Genomic DNA, 19,941 nt, shown 5'->3' on the forward strand with positions numbered 1-19,941 from the left:
TTTTTACTTTTTTTAGGCAGCATAAACTCAACAATAAAACCCAAAGGCCTGCTTGGACGTTCCCATTCTATCTACAGTCCTTACAAACCCCCACAAGAATACAATTCGTTTGTTGGACAATATAGTTATCGGGCAGAGAGTATATAATTGGTTCAGCAAGACATTCAATAGTTTCACATAGGGTGCACCTAAAATGAAAATGGTTTGCAGGAATGGGAGGCAGGCCTTCACAGCTATCACAGATAGCGAAATATTGCTTTCCATCATCTGCCACTATTTTATGTACTATTCCATCCTTACAAAAACGATTCAGTATCCTATATACAGTAGCCCTGTCGGCATCAACGTCCATAAGCTGTAAAACGGCATCTTGACTCATAGCCTTTTTTTTGCTTTTTAAAACTGCCAAAACAGCCTCTTGAGCAGTAGTATTCCTTCGTTTAATCATACCGCAAACTTAGCGAAAAAACCCTATTGCGACAAATTTGCAATAAATTAATGCAACACTGTTGCATTAGCGAATAAATACCTTATATTTGAAGTGTTTTAAAATGGAATATAAACAATAAAAATGTGTGGAGTATTTTTTTTTGTCCACACAACAAGTTTGCTTTTTAGGAAATAAATATTTAAAATAGTATGACAGCTAATACAGATTTTGAAGTTATAATTATAGGGGGCAGTTACGCAGGGCTTTCTGCGGCCCTTGCATTAGGGCGTTCCTTAAGAAAGGTTTTGGTCATTGACAGCGAAAAACCTTGCAATATACAAACCCCACATTCCCATAATTTCTTGACTCAGGACGGACAAACACCCGCGGCAATTTCAACGCTCGCCAAAAAGCAGGTTAAAAAATATGGGACCGTAGCATTTTTTCAGGGCATAGCCACAAGGGGCATAAAAATGGGGGAGGGTTTTGAAATAACAACGGATAAGCAAAAAAAATTTACCGCTAGGAAGCTAATTTTTGCTACGGGTATAAAAGATGTTTTGCCCCCTATTAAAGGTTTCGCGGAATGCTGGGGAATTTCTGCAATTCACTGCCCTTATTGTCACGGTTATGAATTTAAGGGAAAGCCAACGGGAATACTTGCGAATGGAGAAAGGGGGTTTCACTTAGCCTCCTTAGTGCATAACCTTACCAACAATGTTACACTTCTCACCAATGGGAAAGCCGACTTTACTAAAGAACAAATTGCCAAACTAAACCGTCATAAAATAGAAATAATAGAGAAAGTCCTGACTGAAGTGGAACACGAAATGGGAAAAATCAATCAGGTTGTATTCGATGATGGTACTAAAAAGGGGCTGGACGCTCTTTATGCAGCTTTGCCGTTTGTACAACATTCTGAGATACCTGATTCTTTAGGTTGCGAACTTACAGAACAGGGCTATATAAAAGTTAGTGCAATGCAAGAGACCAACATAGAAGGGGTTTTTGCTTGTGGCGATAATACAAATATGATGCGTTCAGTGGCCAATGCAGTATATTCAGGCAACCTAACAGGGGCAGTAGTAAACGGTAAATTAACAGTAGAAAAATTTTAAAATGGTAGAAGTTTTTATAACCAACATTCAAAATAAAATTCAGGCGGAAAGGGTTTTGACAAACCTACGAATAGATTATCCTAAATTTGAATTACATTGTGACCTTAATGAAACAGAATTTCCTTTTCCCTGTGGGCATACGGTTTTAAGGGTTGAAGGTGACTATATCACTGCAAAGCAGCTAATTGAATCAGTTTTAATCCAAGGTTTTAAATGTGAAATTTTGGAAGATAAAGTATGTACGTAAATTAAAAATTGTGGCAGAATTTTGGGAATCGGTGTATAAGGGCAATGAAAAAATGTGGGGAGCCAATCCTACCGACAATGCCTATACAGCATTGGAGATACTCCTCCAACATAATTGTACAAACGTATTGATCCCCGGTTTTGGTTATGGTCGAAATGCAAGGGTATTTTATGAAAGGGGTTTTGGGGTTACGGGAATTGAAATATCAAAAACTGCTATTAAAAGAGCTAGGAGTCACTTTGGTCCTGAGGTGACCATACACCACGGCTCAGTGGCCAAAATGCCTTTTGACGCTAAAAAATTTCAGGCAATATACTGTTATTCCCTTATTCATCTTTTGGAGAAAGCGGAAAGAATTAAGTTAATTGAGGATTGTTTTGCTCAATTAGAGCCCAATGGCATAATGATTTTTGTAGCGTTGTCTACAAACGATAATAGATTTGGGATAGGTAATGAAATAGAAAAAAACACCTTCCTTTCACCCCACGGATTAAAGCTCTATTTCTATGATCGGGAAGCCATTAGCCAAGAATTTGGAAGCTATAATATTATAGCCTTGAACGAAATAAATGAGCCGGAACAATCTCCCACCGAAAAGCATTGGATGATAGTCTGCAAAAAACCGACATAATTTTAATACTATTCACATCTCAAACTTCACGACTTTGTTATACTGAGCTTGTTGAAGCACAACCACAGCCGTGATTTTGGAACCAGAGCTATCCCCTGCTGATAGGGGCGTCTCGCCCGTCACCTCAGCGCCTCCTAATTCACAATTCAACGATCCCAAATAATACGCTTTACAAACCTCCTAATCTTATTCCAAAGTTCATGAAACAGCAGGAGACCGAATATTCGGTCTCCGCTAATTCAATTCATAATTTTAGGCTCTCCGCTTATGAAATTTTAATACTGCGGGCAGGTCGTTGCTTAGCCTCCTCTTTTTTGGGTAAGTGTATATTCAAAATACCCTCACTATAACTCGCATTAATCTTTTCTTCATCTACACTTTCGGGCAAGGTAAAGCTTCGTTTAAAAGAAGCGTAGCCAAACTCCCTGCGGGTGTAGTTTTCCTCTTGGTTTTCCTGCTCCTCTTTAGTCTCCGTAGAAATGGATAAAACTTGATTGTCAAGTTCAATCTGGAAATCAGATTTTTTAAGACCCGGCACCGCCATTTCAACTATAAAAGCGTCCGCTGTCTCCCTGATGTTTACTTTGGGTAAAGTAATACCATTATTGAAATTTGAGCTGAATACAGATGGGAGGTCTCTGTTAAAGAGCTCATCAATCCAATTTGACCAATTTGGAAAGTTTACATTTGAAGTATTGCTTGATAAACTTCCGTTTTTAGGAACATTAACTAAAGCGTTCATAATTACAAAATTTTAAATTAAACATTATTTCAAATTCGAAATCAATTGTGATTTCTATAAACCTAAATACAAAATAAATACCAAAATTTATTAGCCTTTTACTATAAGTGTATTCTTTTATAAATCCATTGAAAGCTGTCAAATTTTCAGGACTATTACAATAATTAAGGTTAAAATATTGTCAAATTGACAAGGTCATTTATAAGGTGTTTTCCCTTATAATAAATGGTGGATTTACTATGCTCGAATTGCCATACCACTATATCTTTAGAACAAATTTCGAAAGTGCAAACAACTTATATACAGTTTTTTACCCGCCCTATTAAAATAAAATTTATAAATTAGAACTTTTTAAAAACAATAAATCTCCATTTCTTATATCAACTAATCGTAACCATTATGATAAAAAAATTCTTCCTACTTGACTATAGCAAAGTGTTTTTTTGTTCTCTCTTATTTATTCTACCTTTTTTGGGGTTCTCCCAAACCTTTACAAAGCTTTTTGATTTTAACGGCATCAGCGGATGTAAAGCCTATGGAGACCTGATCAGCGATGGGGATTATTTTTATGGCACCACCACGGTAGGCGGTAGTAATGATAAGGGCGTTATTTTCAAAATTAAAAGCGATGGCACCGATTATCAAAAGCTTTATAATTTTGATGAGGTTCACGGAGCAAAACCGTATGATGGATTACAACTTATAGGCTCAGAACTCTTTGGAGTTACCTTATATGGGGGAACGAATAATGGTGGAATAATTTTTAAAATAGATACAAATGGTTCAAATTATTCTGTTCTAAAAGATTTTTCGAATAGCAATGATGGGGCCCAGCCAAACGCTTCTCTTTATTTTGATGGCACCTTTCTCTACGGCACTACCTATTCAGGAGGAACGGGTGGGGGCGGTGGAACCATCTTTAAGCTGAACCTCGACGGAACGGGCTTTACGGTCATTCACAACTTCAATGGCAGCAATACTAGTAATGGGGCTCAACCGCAAGAACAACTCCTGTCTGACGGGACATATTTGTATGGAGTAACTTTTAATGGTGGAACAAACAATAAGGGAGTACTCTATAAAATCAAACCCGACGGGACCAATTTTTTAAAACTCTATGATTTTGTAGGTACGAATAACACAAACAATGTAGAACCGAGCGAGCCCATTTTGCACGAGGGGTATCTCTACGGCTGTACTTTTCTGGGGGGAGCCAATGAATTGGGTACTCTCTATAAAATCGCAACTGATGGTAGTGATTTTTCCGTCCTTCACGACTTTGATACTCCAACCGGAGCAAAGCCCCATTGCAAATTGACCCTGGCTGGCGATTATTTATATGGAACCACAACCACCGGGGGCCTCTCTGGGGGTGGGATGATCTTCAAAATAAAACCAGACGGTACCGACTACAGCAGCATTTTTGAATTTGTAACGGAGAGTGGTTATAGTTGCTGGTCTTCCCTGCTCTATAAAGGAAGCTATTTGTATGGAATCACCTCAAGCGGAGGTGACGGTGGCGATAATGGCACTATCTTCCAATTTGATGACGGACTCCCACTTTCCAATCCAAATGTTTCAGCCCCAACTAATATAGCTATTTACCCAAATCCAGTACAGGATGTTTTATACATAAGCCTACCTGAAAATACGAAAGCCGATGCTATTCTCTATGATGTGGCGGGTAAATTAGTACTAAGGGAAACTATAGTTGGTAATGCCGCAATAAGTCTAAACAGCCTGAAAAGCGGGGTTTATTTTCTTCAAGTGGGAAATAATACACAGAAGATCATCAAAGAGTAAGGAAATAAATACTAAAATACGATAACAATATTTTGGGTACAGACGAATATCAAAGTTTGGAATTTAGCTTTTATCCAAATCCCGCAACTGAACAAATAAAAATCAAATTTGGAAATACTTTGACAAATCATGAAGTTGAGATTTTTGATGTTTCAGGAAAAAGATTGGCAACTTCTAAAATCCAACAACTAGGAAATATTGATATTTCAGATTTGGCTACCGGGACCTACCTCTTAAAACTTACTTCTAAAAACAAAGCAGCTGTTGTACGGTTTCTAAAACAATAATTAATATAAATTAAAAAAAATAAAAGGTGAACGATGTTCCCTACCTTGCTTCGGGAAGTATCAAAGCCACCGGCGCTCTCAACCTAAAATCAAATAAAAAAATCTCTTGAAACGAAAGTTTCAAGAGATTAAACAAAGGGTAATTAATGAAAGGAAACCTTATTTAAAGTCTTCTATTTAAGCTGTATCTTTTTTGAGCTTACTCCTTTATCGGTAACAATTTTTATCAAATAGAGGCCTGAAGACAGTTCTTCAAGATTTAAGCTTAATGATGTGCCACCCACTTTTTCTTGTCTTACTTGTTGCCCTAGGGTATTCAAAATTCTTATTTCGCGCATAGGCTCTGTTGTTTGAATGTGCAATACATTAGTTACCGGGTTTGGATAAAGAACTACAGCGTTTGGATCAACATCCTGACCATTTACCGCCAACACACCGGAAGAAAAGAAAAGGGTTATGTTTGGCACTTCGTAACGTGGAAATCCATTGGGAGGATTCATGGCATCAAAAGGTTGGTCATCTCCATACACCACTCGGGAATAGGCAATATTTTGGTCGGGGGTGTTATAAAATCCAGTCCATAAAATTTGCTCTGGATAGCTTTTATTTGAGTACACTACAAGATTATCGCCACTGTATTCATAAGCAGTATCAAAAGGAATATAAATGTTATTAAACCCTTTCTGGAAATTAACCATGCCTACATAAACTAGGGTGAAGCTGCTAGGGTCAACCCAAGCATTTTCCATATTTTCTTGTGTGGTTTCGCCCAAATAAATTTGAATAGGCACATCGTCAGTGGCATTGTCAAAATAAGCACGGTATTCCATGCCATTTATGGTTTCGCCCGTTGCCGTAATATCTTCAGCCTTATAAAGCGTTTGGGCCAAACTGTGTAGGTAGAAGAAATTTAAGGGGAAATCTGTAGCTGGATAAATACCATCACCAATATGAATATCTTCTGTGTCTTGGTATTGTACGCTTACTAGAAAATCAGCGGTTTCGTTATTTGTAAGAACGGCATCATCAGCGCTTTCAACTTTTGCAATAAATGTATGCCCCCCTAAGTCCGCATTGCCGGGTGTCCACGATAAAGTATAGGTTTTTGTTTCGGCAAAAGCAATGGGATCGCCTGCTTGGGAAGCTACTACATCGCCATTTTCGTTTACGATCGAAACAGTATAATTGTTTTGGGTGATGGTACCACCGTTTTCAACTGTTATATCATAAGTGGCATTCTCTCCTATATTAGGGGTCGTATTTCCTGAGATGCTGCGAGCTAACAAATCATTATCAATTACAGCTTCTACTTTCACGTCATCAATTGCCCAACCATTTATGAAGTTGTTATTTCCATCATAGCGAAAGGCAAATTTCATTTCCGTTGCCCCAGCGGGCGCATTAAAATAATAGACATATTCGTCCTGTGGAATGTTAAAAAGCCAAAGCGGTGCTTCCCATAGTGGTTCCCAAGTAGCACCATCATCAAAGGTAACATCAAGACCTATTACCTCACCGGCATCCGCCGCATAGTTTATTAAATACTGTTTGTAGCGCAGGGCTAATTTGTCATACCCGTCAATATCAATAGGTGAGGAAACAAGGCGACTAAGACCTACCTGAAAACCGTATCCCATATATAATTCTGGGGCAGTACCACCCGCTATTTGTGAAACGTTTACACCCCACTCTGGGGGTTGGGCAGCATCAATTACCCATCCGGTCGGCAACTCTCCTTGAGGATAATCAAATGTTTCTGTATAAAGGTTTTGTTGAGCAGATAGCGAATTGCTCCAAAAAAGCATTTGTAAAAGGATCAAGGAAATAGATAGTGTAGTTATTTTTTTCATCATATTGTAATTTATAAAATCTGTTTCAACAAATTAAACCAAAATTTCAGCGCGCATCAATTCGTGTTGCACGCTATTTTATAAGATACACACTAAGTGCCAGCACTTAATTTTGCTATGGGGGTTGCTAATAATAATAACTTTATACCACCTTTGTATCATGCGATACATTGCACTTAATAAAAATGAAACTGTATTTAAGTATGTAGCGAAAGCTATATTGCTATCGCTTTTTAGTATGGCTACCGTGTGTTGCAACCAAAATAACAGCAGTTACAAAAAGGAAATGTATTTAAAGTATACTGCCGCAACAATTGCTGATAGCATCTTTGAGGAAATCCATAATCAAGTGTATGACAATCCATCTCTGGCAAGATCGCGTTCCTTTGATATTTTGGCCTCCCTTGACAGCAGCGATAAGATTTCCAGAATAAAGTTGATGAAATACATAGGTTCTTCCTATGTGTTTGAGACGAATTATCCCGAAGCAATAAAGTATTATAACAAAGCCCTCACCGAAGCAGAAGCAATTCAATTTTATTCCGAAATAGCCAATATCAATAATAATCTTGGAACCGTATTTAACGAATCCGGGAGCTATACTTCTGCCTATATCCATTTGGTAGCGGCATTAGATAATTATGAATTGGCAGGTATTCCAGATAAAAAGGGCGGAACACTCAACAATATTGGCCTTACATATCTCAATCTTAACAATCACAAAAAAGCCCTTCAGTATTTTGAGGAAGCCTTAGATACAAACTCGCAACCAAAGAATCCAATTTTGGCGGCGACCGTTTTAAATAATATTGCGCTGTGCAATGGTTTTGAAAACAATACTGCAATTGCCCTAGAAAACCTGAATCACTCCATAAAACTATCAGAAAAAAACAACAACCAGTATAGTTTGTGTATTTCCTATAAGATAATGGGTGATATATATCAAAATTCCAGAGCATATGAAAAGGCTTTCGAGGCCTATTCAAATAGTGAACGTATTGCGAAGGAGGGACAATTGTTCCAACAAATCGCTTTTGCAAAAATAGGACTTGGAAGGGTATTATTGGATTGGAACAGAATTCCCGAAGCGTTAAAGGAAGGTTTGGAGGTGTTGGATATGGCAGAAGAGAAGAACAGTAACTTATTAAAAACAGATGCGCATTTCCTGCTTTCTATGATATATCAAGAAAAGAAGGATTATCAGAAAAGCTTAGAGCACTTTCAGAAAAACGTATCCTTAAAGGAGGAGATGAGCAACAATACCATAGTCAACCAGATTTACAATGTGGAGTTAAAGCATATGGACCAATTGAACAGTATGCAGCAGTTGGAAATAGATAAAAAGGAACTGGCAATAAGCAATAAAAACAACCTCTTGTTTTTTGTTTCCTTGGTTTTCATGCTACTTTTAATTGGTCTTTATTTGGGCTATAGGAACCGCCAACATAAGCAGGAGGCAAAATTGCGCGACACCGTAATTGAAATGAATAAAAAAAGATCCAATGCAGCTTTGGAAGCCGAAATAAGGGAACGAAAAAGGATTGGGCAAAACCTACACGACAGCTTGGGGTACTTGCTCTCACTGGCGGGACTACAGGCAAGTGTTCTGCATAGAAAGAAACATATTACAGATGAGAAAAGAAATGAATTAATACAATCCCTAATGGAAAGTATTGACGAAGCATTTAATGAGGTACGTAATATTTCGCACAATCTTTCACCCTCTTTACTTTCAGAAAGAGGTTTAAAAGGCGCATTAAAAAACATTAGTGCTCGCGTAAACCAAAGTACAAAGTTAAATATGACTTATGATACGTTTGGTTTGGGAGAAAATTTGGATGATCTAATAGAAAACGCACTTTATAGAACGCTTCAGGAAATAGTTAATAATACTATTAAACACGCCGATGCCAGTGAACTGTTTATACAGATTGCCCAAGATGAAAAGGAAATAACACTGATGGCTGAGGATAATGGTAAAGGGTTTAATTATGAATTGGTAGGCAATGAATCCGGCATGGGGCTTGCAAATATTACCTCAGGGATTGAAAACCTAAACGGCACTATTTTTATAGATACAAAACCGGGAAGGGGAACAATTATTAGTATTATAATACCTTTAAAATAGCACACTGATTATGGTAGAAACACCTATACAAGTATTGATAGTAGACGACCATCAACTTATGATTGAAGGTTTAAAACCGCTATTGGAAGATGAGGAAGATATAGGGCAAGTATCGGGCGCAAACTCCATGGAAGAGGCGCTGCAGTTTTTAGATTCAAACCAGATTGAGGTAATATTAATGGACGTAAATATGCCAGATATTTCCGGTATAGAGGCCACAAAGCAAATCAAGGCGCAATATCCAAATATAAAGATAATAGCCTTGACCATGCATGAGGATATTGCTATTATAACCAAAATGATAAAAGCTGGAGCTTCAGGTTATATTTTAAAACGCACAAATATGGTCGAAGTGGTGGAAGCTATTAAGATAGTTAGGAATAATGGGAGGTATATCAGTAAAAATATTCAAAACATATTAATGGATAACATGATGAGTCCCACTGAAGAGCTTTTTAATGAAGAGGCTCCAAAACCTGTACTTTCAGAAAGAGAGCGTGAAGTACTCGACCTGTTGGCAAAAGAATTTAAAAATGACGAAATAGCTGAAAAGTTATTCATAAGTGAACGCACCGTAGAAGCGCATAGACGGAATATTTTTATAAAGACCAAAACAAAATCTGTTATAGGTTTAATGAAATATGCCATAAAAAACGATCTTATTAAGATCAATATGGAAAATAGATAAAAAAACAAGGTTTTAAAAAGTAAGTGTACTTTTGTATAGCTTAGCTAAAACCCATAAGATGAAACTTTACACTTCGCTCCCAAAAGGATTAAAGCCTTATTACGAATTGGAACTTGAAAAGTACCGAAAGGAATACGCAAGTGGAAATTTGAAGGTGGCATGGAACCATTTGGAAAGAGCACATATACTTGGTCAAAATTATCCATACGCCCACACCTTTGTACACTGGAAAATGCTGCAATTTGGATTTGCAATTAAAAATGGCAAGGAAGTCTTGGGGCAGCTACCCCGCTTGGTATTTGGGGGCGTGAAGTCATTTGTGGGGAAAGTCCCAATTGGAAATCCCGGTGGCGCAAACGTACCTCCCCTAAAGCCTTTCCCTATAGAAAAGGAGTTGCAAGAAATTTTTATAAAAGCTGGTGTAAGCGCCATTAATCCCTAAACCTCCACTCGTGATTCTTAAAATAAATTCCCTTCTCAAGTCCAGCTAGGCTGTCCTGAGCAAAGTCGAAGGGCAGTCGAAGGGTAGTCGGGGCCTCATATTCTTCCATGATTCACGATTGAACATTTCACCAAATTACACAATTGCACAATTGCAAAACCAACACAATGCCATACCTTACCTGAATAAGATACTTGCGTATTTAAAACTAATAATCATAGTATTGAACTGGCCAATAAAGTCCTGGCCCAGATTGCCGTGGAGATTGTCAGTAACTCCTATTTTTTCTGGAAATAGCCGTGTGCTTTTTAGGGTCGCCTCTGCTTTGCCCACTGCTAATTTCACGTCTTTAAGTATATAACCCGTTAATGCTACTTGCCCCCCAGCACCACCAGTGCTGAGGTCTGTCTTTGTATAATTTTCCTCAATCTCATTCTGATATTTCTTATAGAATTTTGAATAAAGCGAAGTGGTTTGCGCCCCTGTGTCAAAGTTAAAGCGCAGCATATCATTTTTATACTTTACGCTTATTATGGGCATATATTCATCATACGCCAGATTTTTTAAAGAGTAATTATTGGGGATTTTTGGAACGTATAGCGTATCCTTGGTAAGTTGTATTTCTTGCAGTGCGCGAATTACTGGGAACCCGATAATGCCATTTATTTCATAATCTATTGTGGGAAAGGATAAGTCCTTATCGTCAAAAACCAGAAATACTACTTGGGTTACGGTAATTTCACCCAGCTGCAGCTTTTCTGCAATGGCCAGGTCGCTTTTTACCTTTAAGCCCGTTGCGGCATCTACATCAAACTGGGCCGGGATGATTGCCATCCCAAGATTTTCCGCAACCGAACGTTGAATTACGGAAAAATTGGCTCCGGTATCAAAAACAAAATCAGTAGTAGTGTTCCCTATTTTTGTGGAGAGGGTAGAAAGCCCTATTTTATCTTTTACTATTGGAAGGGCAACATCCGCGGCTATAGTTACTTCCTGAGGAGGTGTATTTTCTAGGATTTTCCATATTTTATGTGTGTTTTTTAAATCCTCCATTTTTGTGGAATCTAAAAAATTGGCATACTGTTGCTGTAGGTCCTCGTTTATTTTTAAAGCCTCTCTATATTCGGCTAGATGAATGTGGTTGGTCAATTTGGTGACCAACATCTTTTCTGCCAAGCTATCGGTTATTTTCGCTTCTGGGGTTTTAAAAAAAACCTCGATTGCCTCATTGGATTTTTCCGGATTGTTGAAGGCATTGGCGAGGATCGCTTCAAAATAAAGAGAATCCCTTTTTTGAAGATTTTCTTTGTTGTTTTTGAATTCTTCCTGTAAAGTGAAATAATCCAAATCGGTCACCAAGAGGTTCAGGGCTTTAAATTTCTTTTCGGTATCAACCTTTTTTGAGTCTTGGTTGCACCCAATTAAAAACAACAGCAGCGGAAGCAAACATAACTTTTTCATAAAGGATAAACGGTTTGGTATTTTAAGATATTTTCAGACTATTGGTTTATTAATCGGGTAATTCGTAACAAGTAAACTCTAAAAAAATTCTGCAAACCATCATTTTTTTGCTTCTATGGTCTATGGAACACATAATTATATAGCATTCAAGATTTTATAATAAAAAAAGTAAATTAATAATTTGCGCAGTTAAATAACTGCGTTTATATTTGCAGTCAAATAACTGCGTTATGAAATTAAGAAGAGATGTATTTCAGGCAATTGCCGATCCCACCCGAAGAATGATAATTTCCCTGCTTGCCGTTCAAGCCATGACACCTACCGCTATTGCTGAAAGTTTTGATTCTTCTCGGCAAACCATTTCAAAGCATATACAAATTCTCAGCGAATGCGAAATTGTTAGGCAAGAACAAAAGGGAAGGGAAATATACTATCACCTAAATCCAAACGGAATGAAGGAAATTGCTGAATTTATTGAGCCATTTAGAAAAATGTGGGATGACCGATTCAATAAATTGGAAGCTGTAATGAAATTGAAGATTCACGAACACAAAAAATAAAATTAACAAGAAATGAGAAAAAAACAATAAGCAAAAAAATAACACGCTATGGAGCAAAAAACTAAAGTACATGCAGAAGACGGCAAACAGGAAATACTCATAACAAGAGACTTTGACTTGCCTTTGGAATTACTTTTCAGAGCATATACGGAGGCCGAATTGGTTGAACAATGGATGGGGACGAAAGTTATTAAACTGAAAAGTGAAAAACACGGAAGCTACCAGTTTGAAACCACCGACCGCCAAGGAAACAAACACAGTTTCAGCGGCGTGTTCCACGAGTGTGTTCCCAATGAAAAAATAACGCGAACCTTTGAAATGGAAAACACCCCATTTCCCGTTCAGTTGGAATTTTTGAAATTTGAAAAAAAGACCGAGAATACCAGTAAACTGCACATACATCAAGTATATAAATCTGTCGCAGCTCGGGATGGGATATTAAAATTGCCCTTCACATTCGGGATTAATATGGCGCACAACAAACTACAGGAAATAGGAAGTAAATTAATTTAATAAATCATGACAAAGAGAAATAAAATAATTTATTGGGTAGCAACTGTTTGGCTTGCCCTCGGAATGACATCAACCGCAATAGTGCAACTGATTAAAATGGAAGAGGAAGTCACAAACTTCACAGATTTGGGGTATCCAATTTATTTAATGACCCTGCTTGGCGTATGGAAACTTTTAGGTGTTATCGCCATTCTTATTCCAAAATACCCCCTTTTAAAGGAATGGGCCTATGCAGGTTTTTTCTTTGCGATGTCTGGGGCGGTTATTTCGCATATAGCCGTCCAAGATGCAGCCATAACACTTTTCGGTCCCATATTGCTTCTTGTACTTACCGTAATATCTTGGTACTTTAGACCTGCCGAAAGAAGAATTAATGCTATTAAATAAGTATAATTATGAATCCAAAGGTAGTAGATAGGTTCTTGGACAGGGCCCAAAAATGGAAGGAAGAAATGAAATTGTTGCGGAAAATCTGTCTTGATTGCGGCCTGACCGAAGATTTTAAATGGATGCACCCCTGCTATACACTGAAAGGGAAGAATGTGGTTTTAATCCATGAATTTAAGGAGTATTGTGCGCTGTTATTTCACAAAGGGGCGCTTTTAAAGGATACGGAAAACATATTGGTGCAGCAGACCGAAAATGTACAGGCCGCCCGTCAAATTCGGTTTACTAATATTGATGAAATTATCGCGCTTGAATCCACAATCAAAGCTTATATATTTGAAGCGATTGAGGTTGAAAAAGCGGGGCTGGAAGTAAAGATGAAAAAGGTGTCTGAGTTCAATATGCCGGAGGAACTGCAACAAAAATTCAAGGAAGACCCTGCTTTAAAAACTGCTTTTAAAGCCTTGACCCCGGGACGGCAACGTGGGTATTTATTGTATTTCTCCCAAGCAAAGCAATCAAAAACCCGGGTATCGAGAATTGAAAAGTATATCCCTAAAATTTTTGATGGGAAGGGAGTAAATGATAATTGAATAATATTTTAATCCGAGAACAGGTTGTTTTAAAAATAAACAGCTTAAAACTAAATCTTCCTAAAAATTTCGGAAAAACATAGATGAAACTGGGGATTTCATATCCATTTTTTAAATGAAAAACGATTAAAATAAGTGATGACTCGATGAATACCAAAACCTTACTTTCAAATTAAAAATCAATGCGTTACATTAATAATTAAATAACTGATATTAAAAACAAATGAGAAAATTATCGCTTTTTATCGCTACAAGTCTAGACGGATACATTGCCAAACCAGATGATGACCTTAGTTTCTTAAGTATAGTAGAAAAAGAAGGAGAAGATTATGGCTATGCCCAGTTTAACAAGAGCATTGATACTATAATTGTTGGTAGAAAAACCTATGATTATGTACTCAAGGAAATTGGTCCGTCGCACTATGATAATGGAGAAAGAGATGTATATGTTATAACGAGAACCGAAAAACCAGATACGGGTAAAACAATTTTCTATACAGAAAGCTTAAGCCAATTAGTAAAACAATTAAAAGTCAAAGACGGAAAAAATATTTATTGCGACGGCGGGGCAGAAGTAATAAATGAACTTTTAAGAAACGACCTGATTGACGAACTCATAATTTCAATTATTCCTATATTGGTAGGTAATGGAATAAGACTTTTTAAAGATGGAAGACCAGAACAAGAACTAGAGCTCGTAAACTCTAAAGCATTTGATACAGGCCTTGTGCAATTGTTTTATAAGCGAAAAAAGAAATAGTCTTTCTGTTCCCAATAGCTTTTATGGAATATAAAAATAAATACACCATTAAAATGTTATATTGTCCATTATTATAAAATCCATTAGGATATTCCTATTGCCCGACCACCTCAATAATTCCTAATGCATTAAAAGCCCCATCTTCCAAACTATAATACGCTCCATTTACTTCTTGATAAAATTCAATTCCAAGAACCAAGAAAATTGGCCAAGATAAATTTGGAGAAAGCTTAATGGATATAGTATCAATAGATACTGCATTTCCGTCATACGAAAGTATTCCACTATCCTTATGCGAAAACAAAAATTTTATTGTTTCAAAATTTAGTGCTGCTGCCCCGAATAAGATTTTAAAATGGGTTGTTCCCGTTGGAACTTTTATATCTGTTATTGGTCTAAATGAGTTTAATGTCAACAATATAATGCCAGATACTGGGTTGATTACAGTTTGAAAACTTATTTGAAGCGTGTTGTCCAACCGGGCGTTTATATTAAAATCAAATCCCTTTAGTAATCCCAATTCTCCTTGGGTAACGGTTCGCTTTCCTCGTTTGTTAGCGGGGTCAGCTTGTAAAACTTTTACCATTTTTTGGGTTAATCGCTGAACAGTCATACTGTCTTTGGCATTTTTGAGTAACGGACGAATAGCGTCTCTCAAAAGCTTCCCAGCCTTAGCCGCCCTCCCGAATTCCGTGGCGTTTTCCCGAGTACGCCGAAACCTAGGATCTCTTAATATTGTCTGCCTGTCAACCCCGGTCTTGGCACGTGCTAAAAATCCATAAAATGATTTGTAAAAGGAAATATCCCCAAGCGTCCCAACTAATTTCAATAATCCAACTTGTCTTGCCATATCATTAAATTTACAGTTGCCAGCAAAAATAATATGTCAACAAAAGCATTATTCACAACTTGGGTGCAACTTGGGTACGATTTTTAGATAAAATGCCAAAAAAAATAAATGAAATAATGCTTATGGATTGAAACCAATCTTGTTTCTGGACAAAGCTGAGACCCCCATCCCTCAATTTGACAAATCAAGCATTCCACAATTCAACAAATCCATACTAACTCCTCCAAACCCCAAAGATTACACAATTCAACACCCTATTAACCTCCTAATTAAAGTATGAATAGAGTATGAATAGAGTATGAATTAAGTATGAAGGGGTTGCCCGAAAGTTATACTCTGTCATCAAAATACCGTTTTAACACTGGAATTTGAACACAAAGCATTAATGCCAATAATAAAACAGCATATACCGTAATTTTTGAGGGTGTAAAAGCAGCTACTTCTTTGGAAATGGAATTACTTTTTATAAAATCAAAGCTAAGTACTGGTAAATCCAAAGGAGCGGGCTGTACCAAAAACCAGATATAAGCGGTAAATCCAATAACTACTGCGGCAATAACAACCCAAATATATTTAGGGATCAAAGGACGATAACGTATGGCTGAGGTTTCTTGCGCTGCGTTTACCGCCGCCATTACGTTATCTGTAAATTGAAAGGAAGGCGTTTCCAAAGAAGATTTTTGCATCGCTTTGCCTACCAATTGTTCTAACTCTTTAGCTTCTTGCTCTTTCATAACTTTGTATTGTTTCCGGTTCCAACCGTTGTTTTAATAGAATTGCAAGCCTCTTTCTTGCCCTGTGTATGTTGACCTTTACCGTGTTTGCTTCCATATTCACAATCTGTGAAATCTCTTCCAAAGATAATTCCTCAAAGTAAAACAAGGTAAGTAAAAAACTGTCCTTGCTCGTTAATTGTTGCAAACAGTCTTGGATGGTTTGTTGCTGTTCTTTTTCTTCCAAAGCATCCAAGGCATTGTCCAAAGTTTTGATTTGGTTTTCCGAAAAGGAATCTATTGCAACCTCATCATAGCGCCTGTTGTTCTTTTTTATTTGGTCCAAACATGTATTGTAAGCCACTTTATATATCCACGTTGACAGTTTTGATTCACCTTTAAACTTTGGCAATGCTTTATAGATTTTTATAAATGTGTCCTGGGATACTTCTTCAGCTTCCTCCCTGTTTTTCAGCATTCGTATTGCCAAGGTGAATACCAAATCCTTATAAACATCCACCAATACCGAAAAGGCTTGGGTATCTCCCCCAATTATTTGATTGATGATGGATGCTTCTTGGTCAGTGGTCATTTGGTGATAAGACGACGTCCACTTCACTTAGGTTACAGGTATATTAAGAAAAAATAATTGACAAAGCATGTAACCTAAATTGAAAAACTGTCGTCATAACCTATGAACGCATTAAAATCAATCAATCAATTTAAAAACGAACAATCATGGGAGCAGAATTTATTGTTATGCCGCTGTTAATAGCAGCCTTCTTCGGAATCTTTTACCTTCATTATTCCACACGCAACAGAGAGCGTATGGCGCTTATAGAAAAAGGGGCTGATGCCAGTATTTTTGTAAAAGGAAAAGTAAGAACTGCGCCAACTTGGAAAATACTTATTCTGAACCTGGCTCTTTTGTTAATGGGAATTGGAGTAGGTATTTTTATCGCCTCCTTACTACACTACAATATGGGGGTGGAAGAAGAAGTGGCTTACCCAGGAACTATATTCCTAATGTCGGGAATTGGGTTATTTGTGGGTTTTACAATGACCAAGAATTTGGATAAAGAGTAAGTTAGAATGATTGCTATTTCTACTTAAAGTTGAAAAAGTGTGACTTTACCAAAAGCACACTTTTTTGTGGTGCATATTGCGCTATTTTTTAATAGGTTTCGTACTTTTAAGAGAGGTGCCTTTCAAATTATTTGTAACACCATCCTTTATAATACGTCCTATTTGCAATCAAGATAATTCATCAATCAAAATCAATCAAAACATGAAATCAAACAAAAACTCTTTAAGCAGAACCGCATTTGTGGCGGTAATCGCCTTTGTGGCAACACTCACGGTTAGCTTTGCACAAACAAAAACAACACAATTAGACGAACTTTTAAATAAATATACCGAATACGGGCAATTTAACGGTTCGGTATTGGTGGCAGACCACGGGAAAGTTATTTATAAAAAGGGATTCGGCTTGGCGAATAGGGAATGGGATATTCCCAACGCGCCCGATACCAAGCACCGTTTGGGGAGCATTACAAAACAGTTTACCGCTATGCTCATTATGCAGTTGGTAGCCGAAGGGAAGTTGGATTTGCAGGCAACAATATCCAAATATCTGCCAGATTATTCAAAAGTGAACGGTGAAAAAATTACAATTCACCAATTGCTGAATCACACTTCGGGAACGCCTAACTATACTTCGTTTCCAAATTTCTTTAAAGAATTGAGCCGCAATCCATACACCCCAACTGAAATGGTAAGGATGTATGCAGATTCTATCTTGGACTTTACACCTGGGGAACGGTTTTCATATAGCAATTCGGGTTATATAACTTTGGGAGCCATTATTGAAAAGGTTACTGGAAAAACCTACGAAGAAGTTTTGCAGGAGAAAATTTTCACGCCTTTAAAAATGAATAATAGCGGCTATGACCATCACAATACGATTCTTAAAAAACGTGCAGCAGGCTATGAAATGAAGGGCAGTAAGCCTGAAAACGCACCATATATAGATATGTCCACGCCCTATGCTGCTGGCTCAATGTATTCAACGGTAGAAGATTTATTTATTTGGGACCAAGCCTTGTACACCGAAAAATTGCTTCCGAAGAAATACAGGGATATGATGTATGAAAAATACGTGCCTGCCTTTGGACAGTATTACGGTTATGGCTGGAGCGTTGGTTATTTCCCAGTCGGTAGCACCAAAGATAGTACTGAAATAATTGGCCATGGTGGCGGAATTAATGGGTTCAACACGCTTATAACCCGAATGCCCAAGGAGAAATCGACCATCATTTTGTTGAACAATACAGGAAGAGCACCTTTGGAAGATATTACAATTGCCATAAATGGAATTTTGCACGGAGCAACTTATGATCTTCCGAAGCAATCCTTAGCCAATTTGGTTTATAAAGAGATTATAGATAAAGATTTAAAAGCTGGACTTGCATTTTATGAAAAAAATAAAGGTTCAAAAGAGTATTCCAAATCTGAAAGCGAAATGAACACTATGGGCTACACACTTTTACAAGCTGGAAAGAAAAAGGAGGCAGAAGCAATTTTTAAATTAAATATGGAGGCCTTTCCAAAATCCGCTAATGTCTATGACAGTTACGCGGAAGCCTTGATGGAGCAGGGAAAAAATGAGCTGGCAATCGCTAATTATAAAAAATCAATAGAGTTGAATCCCGGAAACCAAAACGGGATTGATATGCTAAAAAAGCTTGGCGTGGAAACCGAAGGTATAGTGAAAGATGTAACTGTACCCGATGCTGTTTTGGAAACTTATGTGGGTAATTATGAACTGAAACCGGGTTTTGTTCTTACCGTTACTAAAGAAGGGAACCAACTGAAAGCACAAGCCACGGGGCAGCCTGATTTTGAAATATTTCCAAAAACGGAGACAGAATTTTATGTGAAAGTTGTTGCGGCGCAGATTACTTTTAATAAAAATAGCGCTGGAGTTGTTGAAAGCTTGACCTTGTTTCAAGGTGGGCAAGAAATTGTTGGGAAGAAAATCTAATTATCGGTTTTCTTTAGTGGCTGACTCTTGATGTGTAAATTGTTATATTAGCTTGCAGTTTTAAAATATAAATCTGCAAGCTTTTTCTTTTAATAAATACTGAAATGAAAATACATATAGAAACAGACCGATTAATAATGCGCGATTTGATGGATGAGGATGTGCAAGGTATGTTCGCCATGGATTCTGATGCTGAGGTGCATGCTTTTTTGGGAAACAAACCTATTTCCACTATGGAGGAAGCTAAAAAGATGATTGATTCCATAAATGAGCAATACGTTCAAAACGGCATTGGCAGATGGGCTGTTGTTGAAAAAGAAAGTGGCGATTTTGTGGGTTGGAGCGGTTTTAAATATATTACCGATACTTTTGGCGGCAGATCAAACTTTTACGATTTGGGATATCGCTTCATAAAAAAATACTGGGGAAAAGGCTATGCAACTGAAACCGCTATAGCTTCCTTAAATCATGGGTTTGCAAAACTGAATTACGAAGAAATCTGTGGTATGGCAGATGTGGACCATATTGCATCAAATGTTATTTTGAAAAAAATAGGATTGTTAAAACGGCATGAGTTTATCTATGATGGCACCCTTCATAACTTCTATACTCTAAGTAAAAATGAGTGGCTGGAGCGTCATAATAAAAGCTATTTATAGCTACTGATAGTCTTTTTGCTATCTTAGTAATCAGCT

The 19,941-nt window shown here is 37.4% G+C and carries 23 protein-coding genes; 16 read left to right on the plus strand and 7 right to left on the minus strand.

The features are described from left to right. Positions 1 to 67: 67 nt before the first annotated feature. Positions 68 to 448, minus strand: coding sequence for a Fur family transcriptional regulator (locus Q2U82_RS07585; RefSeq protein WP_410007085.1), 381 nt, complete (start codon positions 446 to 448; stop codon positions 68 to 70). A 191-nt stretch (positions 449 to 639) separates the two neighbouring features. On the opposite strand from Q2U82_RS07585, the gene Q2U82_RS07590 reads away from it, so the two are divergent. From Q2U82_RS07590 to Q2U82_RS07600, 3 genes are read left to right on the plus strand one after another with little or no spacing between them, the layout of a single operon-like run. Continuing rightward, positions 640 to 1,548 (plus strand): NAD(P)/FAD-dependent oxidoreductase, encoded by a 909-nt coding sequence (locus Q2U82_RS07590; RefSeq protein ID WP_410007086.1) that lies wholly within the window; start codon positions 640 to 642, stop codon positions 1,546 to 1,548. A gap of 1 nt (position 1,549) precedes the next feature. Then, a complete protein-coding gene (locus tag Q2U82_RS07595) occupies positions 1,550 to 1,795 on the plus strand; it encodes a hypothetical protein (protein WP_410007087.1) in 246 nt (81 codons plus the stop codon). Between the two features lie 10 nt (positions 1,796 to 1,805). After that, positions 1,806 to 2,426, plus strand: coding sequence for a class I SAM-dependent methyltransferase (locus Q2U82_RS07600; RefSeq protein ID WP_410007088.1), 621 nt, complete (start codon positions 1,806 to 1,808; stop codon positions 2,424 to 2,426). A gap of 265 nt (positions 2,427 to 2,691) precedes the next feature. Here Q2U82_RS07600 and Q2U82_RS07605 read toward each other — a convergent pair whose 3' ends face one another. Continuing rightward, positions 2,692 to 3,168, minus strand: a complete 477-nt coding sequence (locus Q2U82_RS07605) for an Hsp20/alpha crystallin family protein (protein WP_094746059.1) — start codon at positions 3,166 to 3,168, stop codon at positions 2,692 to 2,694. A gap of 471 nt (positions 3,169 to 3,639) precedes the next feature. On the opposite strand from Q2U82_RS07605, the gene Q2U82_RS07610 reads away from it, so the two are divergent. Both Q2U82_RS07610 and Q2U82_RS07615 read left to right on the plus strand, forming a co-directional pair. Continuing rightward, a complete protein-coding gene (locus Q2U82_RS07610) occupies positions 3,640 to 4,971 on the plus strand; it encodes a choice-of-anchor tandem repeat GloVer-containing protein (RefSeq protein WP_410007089.1) in 1,332 nt (443 codons plus the stop codon). A 32-nt stretch (positions 4,972 to 5,003) separates the two neighbouring features. After that, positions 5,004 to 5,258, plus strand: a complete 255-nt coding sequence (locus Q2U82_RS07615; protein ID WP_410007090.1) for a T9SS type A sorting domain-containing protein — start codon at positions 5,004 to 5,006, stop codon at positions 5,256 to 5,258. 173 nt (positions 5,259 to 5,431) lie between these two features. Here the strand turns inward: Q2U82_RS07615 and Q2U82_RS07620 are convergent, their stop codons facing one another. After that, positions 5,432 to 7,111, minus strand: coding sequence for a T9SS type A sorting domain-containing protein (locus tag Q2U82_RS07620; protein WP_410007092.1), 1,680 nt, complete (start codon positions 7,109 to 7,111; stop codon positions 5,432 to 5,434). Positions 7,112 to 7,268: 157 nt separating this feature from the next. Here Q2U82_RS07620 and Q2U82_RS07625 point away from each other — a divergent pair, with 157 nt between their 5' ends. Genes Q2U82_RS07625 through Q2U82_RS07635 form a run of 3 tightly spaced genes read left to right on the plus strand, consistent with a single transcriptional unit; the run spans position 7,269 to position 10,366 of the window. Next, positions 7,269 to 9,236 (plus strand): tetratricopeptide repeat protein, encoded by a 1,968-nt coding sequence (locus Q2U82_RS07625; protein WP_410007093.1) that lies wholly within the window; start codon positions 7,269 to 7,271, stop codon positions 9,234 to 9,236. A 10-nt stretch (positions 9,237 to 9,246) separates the two neighbouring features. Beyond that, positions 9,247 to 9,924 (plus strand): response regulator, encoded by a 678-nt coding sequence (locus tag Q2U82_RS07630; protein ID WP_410007094.1) that lies wholly within the window; start codon positions 9,247 to 9,249, stop codon positions 9,922 to 9,924. Between the two features lie 58 nt (positions 9,925 to 9,982). Further along, positions 9,983 to 10,366 (plus strand): DUF3703 domain-containing protein, encoded by a 384-nt coding sequence (locus Q2U82_RS07635; protein WP_410007095.1) that lies wholly within the window; start codon positions 9,983 to 9,985, stop codon positions 10,364 to 10,366. A 177-nt stretch (positions 10,367 to 10,543) separates the two neighbouring features. Here Q2U82_RS07635 and Q2U82_RS07640 read toward each other — a convergent pair whose 3' ends face one another. Beyond that, positions 10,544 to 11,827, minus strand: coding sequence for a retropepsin-like aspartic protease (locus Q2U82_RS07640; protein WP_410007096.1), 1,284 nt, complete (start codon positions 11,825 to 11,827; stop codon positions 10,544 to 10,546). Between the two features lie 230 nt (positions 11,828 to 12,057). Here Q2U82_RS07640 and Q2U82_RS07645 point away from each other — a divergent pair, with 230 nt between their 5' ends. The 5 genes from Q2U82_RS07645 (at position 12,058) to Q2U82_RS07665 (ending at position 14,640) form a co-directional block, all read left to right on the plus strand. Then, entirely contained in the window at positions 12,058 to 12,387 is a 330-nt protein-coding gene (locus Q2U82_RS07645; RefSeq protein WP_068761676.1) for an ArsR/SmtB family transcription factor, read from the plus strand. Positions 12,388 to 12,435: 48 nt separating this feature from the next. Continuing rightward, the gene (locus tag Q2U82_RS07650; RefSeq protein ID WP_410007097.1) at positions 12,436 to 12,900 is read left to right on the plus strand and encodes an SRPBCC domain-containing protein; all 465 of its coding nucleotides are present in this window, start codon (positions 12,436 to 12,438) and stop codon (positions 12,898 to 12,900) included. Between the two features lie 6 nt (positions 12,901 to 12,906). Then, on the plus strand, positions 12,907 to 13,287 hold the full coding sequence (locus tag Q2U82_RS07655) for a DoxX family protein (protein WP_068761678.1): 381 nt from the start codon (positions 12,907 to 12,909) through the stop codon (positions 13,285 to 13,287). 8 nt (positions 13,288 to 13,295) lie between these two features. Beyond that, positions 13,296 to 13,880 (plus strand): YdeI/OmpD-associated family protein, encoded by a 585-nt coding sequence (locus tag Q2U82_RS07660; protein ID WP_410007098.1) that lies wholly within the window; start codon positions 13,296 to 13,298, stop codon positions 13,878 to 13,880. A gap of 223 nt (positions 13,881 to 14,103) precedes the next feature. Further along, positions 14,104 to 14,640, plus strand: coding sequence for a dihydrofolate reductase family protein (locus Q2U82_RS07665; protein WP_410007099.1), 537 nt, complete (start codon positions 14,104 to 14,106; stop codon positions 14,638 to 14,640). A 94-nt stretch (positions 14,641 to 14,734) separates the two neighbouring features. Here the strand turns inward: Q2U82_RS07665 and Q2U82_RS07670 are convergent, their stop codons facing one another. The 3 genes from Q2U82_RS07670 to Q2U82_RS07680 all read right to left on the minus strand — a co-directional run bounded on the left by Q2U82_RS07670 (position 14,735) and on the right by Q2U82_RS07680 (position 16,795). Continuing rightward, positions 14,735 to 15,490, minus strand: a complete 756-nt coding sequence (locus tag Q2U82_RS07670; protein ID WP_410004291.1) for a hypothetical protein — start codon at positions 15,488 to 15,490, stop codon at positions 14,735 to 14,737. Between the two features lie 329 nt (positions 15,491 to 15,819). Then, on the minus strand, positions 15,820 to 16,224 hold the full coding sequence (locus Q2U82_RS07675) for a hypothetical protein (protein ID WP_410004292.1): 405 nt from the start codon (positions 16,222 to 16,224) through the stop codon (positions 15,820 to 15,822). Next, the gene (locus Q2U82_RS07680; protein WP_410004293.1) at positions 16,205 to 16,795 is read right to left on the minus strand and encodes an RNA polymerase sigma factor; all 591 of its coding nucleotides are present in this window, start codon (positions 16,793 to 16,795) and stop codon (positions 16,205 to 16,207) included. The genes Q2U82_RS07675 and Q2U82_RS07680 overlap by 20 nt, the downstream gene beginning before the upstream one ends. 146 nt (positions 16,796 to 16,941) lie before the next feature. Here Q2U82_RS07680 and Q2U82_RS07685 point away from each other — a divergent pair, with 146 nt between their 5' ends. The 3 genes from Q2U82_RS07685 (at position 16,942) to Q2U82_RS07695 (ending at position 19,905) form a co-directional block, all read left to right on the plus strand. Next, positions 16,942 to 17,289, plus strand: a complete 348-nt coding sequence (locus tag Q2U82_RS07685) for a DUF6249 domain-containing protein (protein ID WP_410004294.1) — start codon at positions 16,942 to 16,944, stop codon at positions 17,287 to 17,289. 202 nt (positions 17,290 to 17,491) lie between these two features. Continuing rightward, the gene (locus Q2U82_RS07690) at positions 17,492 to 19,246 is read left to right on the plus strand and encodes a serine hydrolase (protein WP_410004295.1); all 1,755 of its coding nucleotides are present in this window, start codon (positions 17,492 to 17,494) and stop codon (positions 19,244 to 19,246) included. 104 nt (positions 19,247 to 19,350) lie between these two features. After that, entirely contained in the window at positions 19,351 to 19,905 is a 555-nt protein-coding gene (locus Q2U82_RS07695) for a GNAT family N-acetyltransferase (protein ID WP_410004296.1), read from the plus strand. The last annotated feature ends 36 nt before the right edge of the window (positions 19,906 to 19,941 follow it).

Origin of the sequence: Aequorivita nionensis, from assembly GCF_046352995.1 — a bacterium.
GTDB classification, from domain to species: Bacteria; Bacteroidota; Bacteroidia; order Flavobacteriales; family Flavobacteriaceae; genus Aequorivita; species Aequorivita nionensis.